Origin of the sequence: Sphingorhabdus sp. (assembly GCF_023910635.1) — a bacterium.
In the GTDB taxonomy this organism is placed as follows: Bacteria; Pseudomonadota; Alphaproteobacteria; order Sphingomonadales; family Sphingomonadaceae; genus Sphingorhabdus_B.
This window is the reverse complement of record NZ_JAAVVZ010000030.1, coordinates 16360-27958: the sequence shown is the minus strand read 5'-3', so window position 1 is coordinate 27958 and position 11599 is coordinate 16360. Positions and strand designations below refer to the sequence as shown.

The window sequence follows — 11599 nt, the reverse complement described above, 5'->3', positions numbered from 1 at the left end:
CCGTTCGGGTCGGCGTCAGGTGCCCCGATGATCAGATCGTCAAAGCCATCATTGTTCACATCGCCCGCAGAGCTGACGGAGAAGCCCGAACGGTCATCTGCCGATGCGCCGTTGATCACAAAGCCGCCAGTGCCGCTTATAATCGCAGACAGTTGAGGGGCAGTGGCAAGATCGAACCCCTTCGGCGCAGCGGGAGCTGTCACGTCGACCGTTATGGCCAGTGCAGCAGATGCTGCGCTCACATTGCCCACAGCGTCTATTGCCTTGGCGGTGATCGCGCGCGCGCCAGGGGCTAGTGTCACATCCAAACTGAATGCACCAGATGCGTCTGCAGTTGTGCTGCCAAGCGAGGTCGCGCCGTTGAACAATTCAACGCGGACATTGGCCTCGGCCTGCCCAGTGATCGTCAAGCCTGAGGTCTGGCTCGTTACATTGTCGCTATTGCTCAACCCCGTGTCATCGACGGCAGCCAAATCAAGACCAGTCGGCGCAGCGACCGGGACAGTGTTAATGATAACAGGAGGTGCGGCGACCCAAACACTTGGGTTTCCGGCAGCATCAATGGTGCGCGCCTCAATAACGACGCCCGTCGCATCCGCTGGAATATCACCGCCGGCAAAAGTGACCGACCAGACGCCAGTGCCGCTACTCGTCAGCGATTTCGGGGTGCCGCCGCCGATTCTGACCTCCACTACGGTGGAGATTGGCGCAGTCCCCGAAATGGTAACCCCGGCATTTTTTTCCACCGCATTGATAATGTTATCAACGGCTATTGGCGAGATGATCACGGGAATTTGGGGCTCGGTCAGGTCCACTTCGACATTGCGGGTCCTCGTGCCGCTGACATTGCCACTCACATCGGTTTGAAACGCCGTGATGGAACGCGCTGCACCCTCTGCCGCGACTTGACTAGTCGTAAAATTGGCCGTCCAGACACCTGACCCATTCGCATCGACGACACGCGTTGTTGATCCAAATGTCACCTCGACCTTTGCATTGGCGCTCGCCTTGCCAGTCACCGTGACGCCGGCCGCACGTTCGGCAATGCTGATCCTGTCATCACCCGCAACCTCATCAATGATAGGAGGCTGGAGCGCCGCGGTCAGCGTGGTTACACTGCGCGTGCCATCCACCGCATTGGCATTACCCGCAGCATCGGTCGCCCGCGCCGTGATGGTGGAGATGCCGTCGGATGGTTGTTCGGCACTCGTAAAGATTGCGCTCCAAGCGCCAAGCGTGCTGGCGGTAACATTTTTGACAATATCATTCCATGTTACACGAACCGCTAAACCCACCTCCGCCGTGCCATTGACGGTGATGTTGCCAGCGCGTTCGGTCACGTTGATCAGATCGTCACCCGCCACTGTGGAAATCACAGGCGTAGCGGGCACGACAGTGTCGATGCGGATATCTTGCTTCGCCACGTCACTGATATTGCCAGCTTGGTCGGTTGATTGCGCCGTAACCGTGGTCAGATTTGTGTCGTTAGGAATTTCCGCAGTCGAGAAAGTGGCAACCCAAACACCAGATTGGTTGGTCGAGGCGGGCCGCGAGATTCCACCCAATGTTACCACGACATTGGCACCCGGTTCTGCTTGCCCAGTGACGGTTACATTCGCCGACTTTTCAGCAGCATTGATAACATTGTCCGTCGCAACGGGGGCGATTGTCAGATTCTGGTTAACCGTATCAATGGTGAAGCTACGGGTGGCGGATTCACTGGCATTGCCCGAGGCGTCGGTCGCAATCGCGGTCACATTTGCCGTGCCGTCTGCCGGGATCTGTGCAGGCGTGAACGACGCGCTCCATGTGCCGGTCGCGGAAGCTTTGGCAGAGCGGATGATCGTCCCAAAAGTGATTTCGATCGACGCATTCGGCTCCGCCGTACCGCGGATGAAAACTCCGTTCTGCTTTTCCGCCGCATTGATGATGTTGTCCGTTGCGACGTTCAGAATGACGGGCTTTGCCGGCGGCTGCGCGTCGACTGTCACCGTGCGTGTCCCTGCTGCGCTTACATTGCCCGCAGCGTCAGATTGTGTAACAGTCACCAAAATTTCGCCGACCTCGGGCACTTGCGAACTGGGAATGCTGACGCTCCAATTGCCCAATGTATCGGCCTTCGCTGTGCGCACAAAATTGCCAAATGTGAGGCTAATATTGGCTAGCGCTTCGGCCGTACCCTGAATCTGGACACCCGCAAGCTTTTCCGACGGACCGATCAGATCATCGCCCGCCACCAGCTTAATGATCGGCAGGCCCGGTGCGGAAGAGTCAATCTGGATCGAACGCGTTACCGCGGCGCTGGAGTTGCCAAACGAATCTTTTGCCAGCACCGAAACAGACGAATTGCCATCGGCCGGGATTTCAGACGCCAAAAATGCCGTTGTCCATGTCCCCGCAGCGTCAACGAGCACGTTTTTGGTGACACTGCCAAATGTCAAAAACACCGTGCTGCCGGCTTCACCTGTACCGGCAAAGGCAACACCTGCTGTCTTTTCCACACCGTTAATTGCATTGTCGCCCGAAACCACATTTAACGAGGGCGCAGCAGGCGGTGCAATTTTAAGCGTGACCAGACGCGAGGCGGTGGCCGATGCCGCATTTGGCAACGTGGCCTGTGCCTGAATGACCTTCACACCATCTGCACCAAGCGCGGAAATATCGGCAGCGGAAAGCGTGTAGCTCCATGAAGTGCCGCTGACGCTCGCCTCAGATGTCTTGGTTCCCATTAGAACCGTAACGCCCGTAGCGCCCGAAGAAACCGTACCCGAAAGAGTGAGGTTAGCGACCTCAGTCCCGGCGATGATGTTATCTGTGGCAATTGCGTTAATTGTCACCTGCGTCACAGGTGACGACGCCGCCAAGCTATCAGAGATCAAGTTTTGCAGCGAACCTTGGACCTTGTCTTCGGCCGCAGTGGCCCCGCGCATCAGCAACACTTGACCTGGGTTATCAAGCTGGCCTTTGTTGCCATCGACATTGACTGACTGGCTGAGGTTAGTGATCGTCGTCTGACTGTTCCCGGCGTTTATGCTATCTAGGCCTGACAGGGCAGCCAGGACCGCGCCAACCTTTTCACCAGGTGTTAAACCATCGTCCGAGTTGTAGCCATCTGAGTTTGTCGCGACGACAGACGTTGTCGTGATATCAATCCCCGAAAGACCGAAGGCTTGTGCAGTCGCGGTGTTGGCATTTGTTGCCGCCGCTGCGTTCGCAATCGTTCCACTTCCGTCTGCCGCCAAACCAGCCTTGATCGCCGCGATGGTCGTCAGCGGATTGATGTTCATCGTAACCGATGTGCCCTCCACTACCGTTACGGCGAGCAGAACAGCGTTAAGATCTGTCGCGACCCCAGTTGCTTCGTCGAGATAATCCGCGCTGATCGTGCTATCTACGACCCGTGCAAAAATCACATCTCCTGCCACGATAGGCAGTTCTTTGGCAATGAAGCTACCATCCGCGTTTACCTTGATACCCGAAACGAGAAGCGTCCCGTTGGCACGATAAATGTCGACCGACAGGCCGTTGCCGGATTGGACGGGGCCAGCCACAATCTGACCCAACACGTCAATGGCGGGCGTAACTTTAACATTGCTGATGGCTGAAGCTGCTGACATATTGCCGTTCGCATCGCGTGCGGTTGCCGTCACGGGATACGCGGTAGGAACAGGGTTGGGAACTTCGTTCGGTTTGTATTTGACAGACCATCCACCACCCGCATCAGCAACGTCAGTTTTACTGACCCCAGCAAAACTTACGGTAACAGTGCTACCTGCTTCTGCTGTCCCGGTAAATTCAACCCCAGTCGCCTTCTCTGTCGGACCCACAATGCGTTCTGCAGCAGAGCCTGCAATTACAGGAGATCCTGGCGCCGTTGCATCAATCTGCACGGTCCTCGTTGCCGGGTCGCTTGAAACGCCTGCGGTCGACTTTACAATCGCGCTGATCGTTGTGCCTGTGGCATCTGCGGGCACTTCTTTGTCTGTAAAACTAGCCGACCAACGGCCTGCACTATCCGCCGTTACCGTTTTGGACGTGCTACCCCAGTTAACAGTTACGCTTGCATTGGCCTCCGCGATCCCGCTTACCGCAACTCCGGCAGTCGCATCCTTCTCGGCTGCGTTGACCTTATCGTCATTGGCGACAACGTTGATCACCGGTGTCGCTGGCTTGACGTTCACAGGCGTGTCAGTGCCGCCCGCCGTCGCCGACGCACCGCCACCGCCGCCGCCAAGGACGCCCCCCAACACGCCGCCCACCACTGGTGTCCCAATGGCCAGCCAGGTCTTTAATCCGCCACCCGAAGACGGCGCTGCGGCCCCCGACGTTCCAACGGCTTGCGGCGCTTGCACCACAATCGCCGCATTGTCAGCGGACGCCTGAGGCCCCGTCAAAGCAACAGAAGAAAGCTCCGCAGCGCCTGCGGATTGAAGCAGCTCCTGTCCCGAAACCTGATCGCCGTCGCTAAACTCAACAGAAAAGCCGTTATCCAGAAGAGACTGGACCGCGCCATCCCGGATGAAAACGGTTCGACCATCCTCAAGAACGAAAACAATGTCAGTATCAATGACTTTGGTTTGCTTTACATTCGCCCTAAGAATATTGACTTTAACAATATTCTTAGCAGGAGCTACAGTCGATCCATTTAAATTTTGCGCCATGTTGGGTTCCTGATTAATTATTAAAGACTATGAGTAATAATATCTTCAACATTTTATATTTTTATATTTGTTAAGCCGATAGTTATTTGGGCCGCCTAAGTGGCCCCCAAAAATATATTAAGCTAAAATCACACCACCAGAGATGAGTTGATTTGGGTTTGTCGTCGGCAGGGATACATTTTCTAAGAAAATGGTCTGCGTGACGGTCCCTGCCCCGGCACCATCGATATCAATGGTCAAAAGGGTGCCCGTTTTTCCAGCATCCCAACCTGTTGCACCAGGCAGGGTCACTCCATTCTGCACGGACATCCATTGAGATATGTCGGATGTGCCAGCTTGATATCCCACGAGCAAAGCCCTCAGGTCCAACTTGTCACCGCTTGTGCCATTCCACGCGGAAAAGTCCCGGATGACATCGGTAGCACCAAGGCCGGCATCGCCCGATCCCCAGACAAAAATGTCATTATCAAGGCCCTGCGTAATCCCGCTGCCAAGACCATAAAGGACATCATTGCCTTGGCCACCTCTGATGGTGTCATTGCCATACCCACCAATCAAAAGATCGGACCCGGTCGTGCCCGTCAGGCTATCATCAAGGTTCACAGAAAGGCTGGTCGGTACAAAGAAAATCTGAGCGGCCTTCGCCACAGAGGAAATTGTGCCGTCACTCACCGCCACGTTAAAGGTCGGTGCGTTGACAGAGTTGTCATGTACAAATGTTACCAGTCCATCTTGGACATCTTTGAGCGTAAATTGGGTGATAGCCAACCCACCCTTGCGGAATGCGCCATTTGTCAGACCGGAAATGGTAATGCTCGTAGAAGTGGCGCTCACCTCATTGGCCGATAATGCAAAAATGTCCTTCGTTACGATAAGCTCGGCCCCTTTGGTCAACGCCATATATGGCGTCGCCGCAACCTGAACCGTGGCTGTTGAAGAGGCCACATTGTTTGCCGCGTCTGACACTGTTATCGTGGCGGTTCGAGCCCCATCTGCAGGCACCTGCGCTGATGTGAACACGGCAGACCAAGCGCCAGTGCCATTCGCATTTACAGTCTTGGACGATGCACCCCATTGGACCACAACCTGCGCATTGGCTTCCGCCGTACCCGCGAAGGTCACGCCTTGCGCCTGCTCCAGAATGTCCACAACCTGATCCGTTGCAACGACAGACAGCTGAGCTGCGGCCGGTGCGACCGTATCGATCACAAAGCTCGCCGTGCTAATTTGGCTACTGCCGCTAACGTCTTCTCTGGCGGTAGCCGACACATTCACAATGCCATCACCCAACGCCGTCAGATCGTTCGCCGTCAAAACAACAGCCTGCGTTGCGCCAGTTGCCGTCAAAGGTTTGGAGATGGTTCCGTTAGCAGTTGTAAACACAACGAGGATGGACGAGCCCACCTCTGCAGACACAGTTACCGCACCAGACGACCCGGTTGCAATGGCGAGGTTTTGAGCAGCCGCCGCCGTTACCAGCGTAGGCGCTGCGGGAGGCGTCGCATCCACATTAACTTGCCGCGAACCGGTTACGCCATTTGCCGTTGCTGTCACCGTGTAGGCACCGTCGGCTGGTATTTCGGCACTCCCAAAACTTGTAGTCCAACTACCTTGCGCATTGGCAGTTACAGTTTTGCCGGGATTGCTGCCCCATGCCACTATGACGGCGCTATCGGCAACAGCCACACCGGAAACGCGAACACCGGCGGCTTTTTCCGATGCACCAACCACGTTATCGCCCGCGATGACTGCGATAACTGGCGCTGATGTTTGCGCCGTCGCAACCGTGATCAATCGACTGGCCGTAGCGCTGATATTACCAGCCGCATCCGTTGCAGTGACGGCCACCAGTCGGTCACCATCTGCAGGAACGTTGGTGCTTGCGAATGTTGCTGACCAATTGCCAGCGGCATCCGCATTCACGGTCTCAGAACGGCCGCCAAATGTAGCCGTAACGACGGCCCTCGCTTCTGCGCGTCCGGACACCACCACGCCAGCGGTTTTTTCCGCTAACGTAACAATGTCGTCACCGGCGATAGCGCTGATTTGTGTATTATCCGGCGCCCGCGTGTCAATCACAACCGGCGTGTTGACCTCATTGGATTTGTTTCCAACCGCGTCGGTCACCGACACAGTAATCGACGAGGTAATCGGAGAACTTCCATCGGATGGTATGTCAGCCGAACTGAAGTTCGCAGACCACTGGCCAGCCTGATTTGATGACACAGTTTGGACCTTAGTGCCCCAGCTAACAGCCACTGTTGAATTAGCCTCGGCAAGACCGCTAACCGTTACGCCAGCAGTTTTCTCGGCTGCGTTTACACGTCCGTCGCCAGACACAGTAGCAACGGATGGTGCCGCAACAATGGTATCTATCAACACAGTGCGCGGCAACGAAGCCACACTCGTATTTCCGATGCCGTTTGTGACCGTTGCGGTAATGGCCGTCGATCCATCTGCCGGTATGTCCGATGCACTGAAAAGGGCAGACCAATTTCCATTGCCATCTGCGTCTACTGTCTTGGACGCGGAACCCCATTGCACAACGACCTTACCGTTTGCAACAGCGGTTCCGGAAACCGAAACACCCGCTTGCTTTTCTGCACCGTTGACAATGTCGTTCGTTGAAACCGCCGCGATCTGCGGGGCCGAAGGACGCACTGTATCAACCGAAACAGGGAGGCGAATAACTCCGTCGCTGACATTACCCGCAATATCGGTTTGAACTGCTTGGATGTCATATTGGCCATCGACTGGAACCTGCGATGGCAGATAATCAACGGACCAAGCACCATCTTGTCCAGCGTTGACGGTCTTACTCACCGCGCCCCAAGTGACGAGAACAGACGCATTGGCTTCCGCAAAGCCGGAAATTGCGACCCCACTTGCTTGCTCGGCAATGTTAACAACACCGTCATTCGCCACCTGCGATATCGACAAGCCAAGGGCAGACGTGTCCACAACCAATTTTTTGGTTATGGGCGAGCTTGCGCCGATGTTTCCAGCGGCGTCCTTTTGACGCACCAATACGGTGTTTGCTTCATAGACGCCTTGGAGCAATCCAAAGCTGGTCCCCGAGCCTTCACTCCAGGTTTCACCTGAGTTGATCGAATATTCCCAGTCGCCGTTTGACTCTAAATTGCTAATGTTGACAGTACCGTCTTTGGTAACGCCGTCCGTATCCAACGACCCGGTGTCAGATAGTTGTAAACCCAGCGCGCTTGGAGCATCCGTATCGATTGTAATAGGCGTTGCTGGGGGGGTTATGCTGTTTCCTGCAACATCGGTCGCTGTTACGGAAATTGAACGACTACCATCCGCAGGTACTTCGGAAGAAAGAAATGTGACCGCCCATTTCCCGTCCGCGCCAACGGGTGCGACAGTTTTAACCACTGAACCCCAAGTCACAACGACAGAAGAGCCAGCCTCAAACATGCCCGTTACTGTGACGCCCGCCGTCTTGTCGGCAAGGTTGACAACATTATTACGGGCGACGTCGTCAATCACGAGATCTTCTGCGCCGGTATCAATCTGAATGGCAGTAGCATTTGAATATGCGACGCTTTCATTCTCGGCAGCATCAGTCTGCCGCACCCGAATCTGTCCAATTGCATATTTACCATCATCAAGAAGGAAGGTCGTTCCGCTTCCAGGTTCCCAACTTGCACCGCCATCGGAAGAATAGCTCCAGCTTGCGCCAGGCTCCACACCAAGAACCCTGAAGTTACCGTTCTTCGTGATTTGATCCGAAGGAGACTGTCCTGTATCAACCTCCAAGCTGACGTTAGGCGTCAATGGAACGTCCGAGTCAATCGTGATAGGAAGCGTCGAAATTGGGCTGATATTGCCAACAGAATCTGTTGCCCTTGCTTGAATAATCGTCGTCGAACCATCGGCCGGTACATCCCCAGCCGCAAATGTTACGGTCCAAACACCCGTCGAAGACGCATTGGTAGTTTTCGCGGATAGACCCCAAGTTACATCTACTTTGCTGCCCGCCTCTGCTGTGCCTGACACAACAACACCAGCAGACTTTTCCAGCGCATTCACAACGTTATTCTGCGCTACCGTATTGATCAAAACTGGGTCTGGGCTGGTGGTGTCAATTACAACTGGCCGGCTCGAAGAACCAAATTTAGCGCCCGATGCATCAACGATTGTTGCCGTAATTGTCGTATTTCCGTCTGCCGGAAGATCCGCAAGATCAAATTGCGCGGTCCAATTCCCAAGCGGATCGGCTTCCACCGTCGCAGTTGCGGATCCCCAGACGATGCGAACCAGGGCATTGGCCGGGGCGAGGCCTTTCAACGCTATCCCGTTTGCACTGTCAGCAGCATTGACTACGTCGTCGCCCATGACGGGCAGAATAACAGGCGCAGTAAGGGTGCCATAAAGAGTAACATCTCGCGTTGCAATATCGCTCAAGTTACCAACAGAATCTTCCGCTTGGACCGTGATAGAGCGCATGCCCTGCGCCGGAATCTCAGAGGCTAAAAGGGGGATCTTCCATTCACCAAGATCGTTGGCAACGGCTGAATATTGAGCGCCATTTCCCCAACTGAGAAGGACTTTAACCCCAGGATCAGTCATCCCAGTCAAATCAATGCCATTTACAACTTCAGGCGCGCCAAGCACGTCATCTTGGCTCAGCACATCAATGGTTGGCTTTTTAGGCGGCGTCGTAGCGACGGAGACATTGCGGGTTACAGCCTGCCCAGCATTGTTATTAACGTCGGTTGCAACGACTGAGACAGTCGTGTTTCCGGTCGCTGGCACTTGAGCGGACGGAACCGTCAACGTCCAGACACCAGCAAGATCAGCTTGCGTCGATAACTCCGCGCCGCCCCAATTCAACCGAATGGATGATTTTGCCTCGGCAGTACCGGAAATGACCACGCCAGCCAATTTGTCGGCTACATTGACAACATCATTCCCTGAAATCATATTGATGGTGGCATCGGGTCCAGCGGTGTCGAGCAGGATTGCCCGCGACGAAGTGACGGATTGCCCCTGCCCCAATACAGCCGTGGCAACCAAGATTTTTGCGCCATCCGCTCCCAAGGAAGAGGCATCAGAAGCGGAAAGGGCGTATGACCAAGTTCCATCGGTTATGGTAGCATTTGCGGTCCAACTGCCAAGGCTGAGAACCACCGAAGTTGCCCCTGTTGCCACAGTTCCTGTAAGGACAAGTCCATTAAGTTCGGATGCGGAAACGACATTGTCACTCGCGACAGATGCGATGCTCAGGTCAACTGACTGCTGCGTCGCTGCCAACAGATTGGAGATTGCAGCCTCAAGCTTTCCATCGGTACGTAGCGAGGCCGCTAAGGCACCATTGAGAAGAGCCGCCTGGCCCTCTGCGCTGAGTGCCTGACCAGAAACACCGATCTGTGCAGCCAAAAATGTCAAAGACGTTTGCGAGTTACCTTCATTTGTTGAGTCAAGACCGGAAAGCGCAGCCAGAACTGCGCCAAGCTTTTCGCCTGAACTCAATCCATCCGACGGGGCATAGCTACCGCCATTGGTCGGGACAGGGGCCACATTCACATTGTCGAGGCCAAGGGCCTTTGCCACAAGTGTATTGGCATTCAGAACTGCATCAGCATTGCTGATAGTCCCGCTGCCATCGGCACTGAGACCAGCCTTGATCGCCGCCAAAGTGGTCACAGGGTTAACCTGCGCCTGAATTGGAGCAGACAGGTCCGAAACGATCACGGTGGCAAAAAGCGCAGCGTTAAGGTCTTTGGCGGCGCCTGTCGCCTCGTCAGAATAGTCGGCACCTGTGCCGGAGTCAGTGACCTTCGCAATCAGCACATCGCCAAGCTTTGCCGGAACACGGATCGAAAAACTTCCGTCATTTGCAACGGTGACACCTGACTGAAGAAGTGTACCTGTGCTGGTAAAAATGGACACGGTCAGGCCGTGGCCCGCAACCAGCGGGCCAGCGACGATATTACCTTGAACGAGGAGACTGGTATCGACAGTTACGGCCCGCTGTGCCTCGGCAGATACATTTCCGGCCAGATCGGTCAATGTGACCCGTACTGTCGTTGCGCCATCGGCGGGCACATCTGTCGATGCAAACTGGACACTCCATGCGCCAGACAAATTGACAGTCGCGGTCTTCGTAACCGTGCCCCAAACAACAGAAACACTGCTACCGGCTTCACCTGTACCACTCAAGGTCACACCCGCAGCCTTTTCCGCAGCGCTGACGGTGCCATCCCCTGCGACCTGCGCAATAGTGGCCACCGAAGGTGCCGTGGCGTCAACGGTGACGGCACCTGCTGGTTTACCCGTCGCGCTTACATTGCCCGCAGTATCCTTTTGACGGACCAAAACTGATCCATCTGCATATGTCCCGGCGCTGAGTGTAAAGCTTGTCCCGCTGCCCGACTGCCAGCTTGTTCCGCCATTGGTCGAATATTCCCAAGTCGCGCCCGTTTCGAGGCCACCAACATCGATGCGACCGTTGCTTGTGATGCGATCAGTGGAAGAGCTGCCTGTGTCGGTTGGAAGCGAAACCGTAGGTGCGGTGGGTGCCGTTGTATCCTTGGGAGGTTCGGGAGTGGGCGACGAGCCGCTGCCTCCAGCTAGGGCCAAGCCGGCGCCAACTACAGCAAGACCACCGACCACATATAAAAGGCTGCTACCGCCGCCGCCGCCAGATGCCTTGTCTTCGCCCTTTGCGTTCGCAGACTGATCCTGACCATCTGCATAGTCCAAATCCTGCTGGGTCGGAGCCACCTTCTTGCCCCGGCGCTTGCCTTTGGACTGCTTACTTACACCCAATGGATCAACCAAAGTGCCTACCGCTTGGACCGGGAGCTGAACTGACGACGGATAGTCGGGAACAGCAACGCTTTGCGACGAAGCCTGGCGACCATTGTGATCAGATGTAAGATTTTGGTTGTTAATGTCAGTCATGCTTTAATTCC

The 11599-nt window shown here is 55.3% G+C and carries 2 protein-coding genes; both read right to left on the bottom strand.

Going from position 1 to position 11599, the window contains the following annotated elements; genetic code table 11:
• The coding region (locus tag HEQ34_RS12950) for an Ig-like domain-containing protein (RefSeq protein ID WP_296201156.1) at positions 1-4661 on the bottom strand (4661 nt) is incomplete at its 3' end.
• A 117-nt stretch (positions 4662-4778) separates the two neighbouring features.
• A complete protein-coding gene (locus HEQ34_RS12945; RefSeq protein WP_296201155.1) occupies positions 4779-11588 on the bottom strand; it encodes an Ig-like domain-containing protein in 6810 nt (2269 codons plus the stop codon).
• Positions 11589-11599: the final 11 nt, after the last annotated feature.

Bases quoted from the DNA above. Each gene is read 5' to 3' on its own strand.
- HEQ34_RS12945 (WP_296201155.1), bottom strand. From the start codon at position 11,588: ATGACTGACATTAACAACCAAAATCTTACATCTGATCACAATGGTCGC.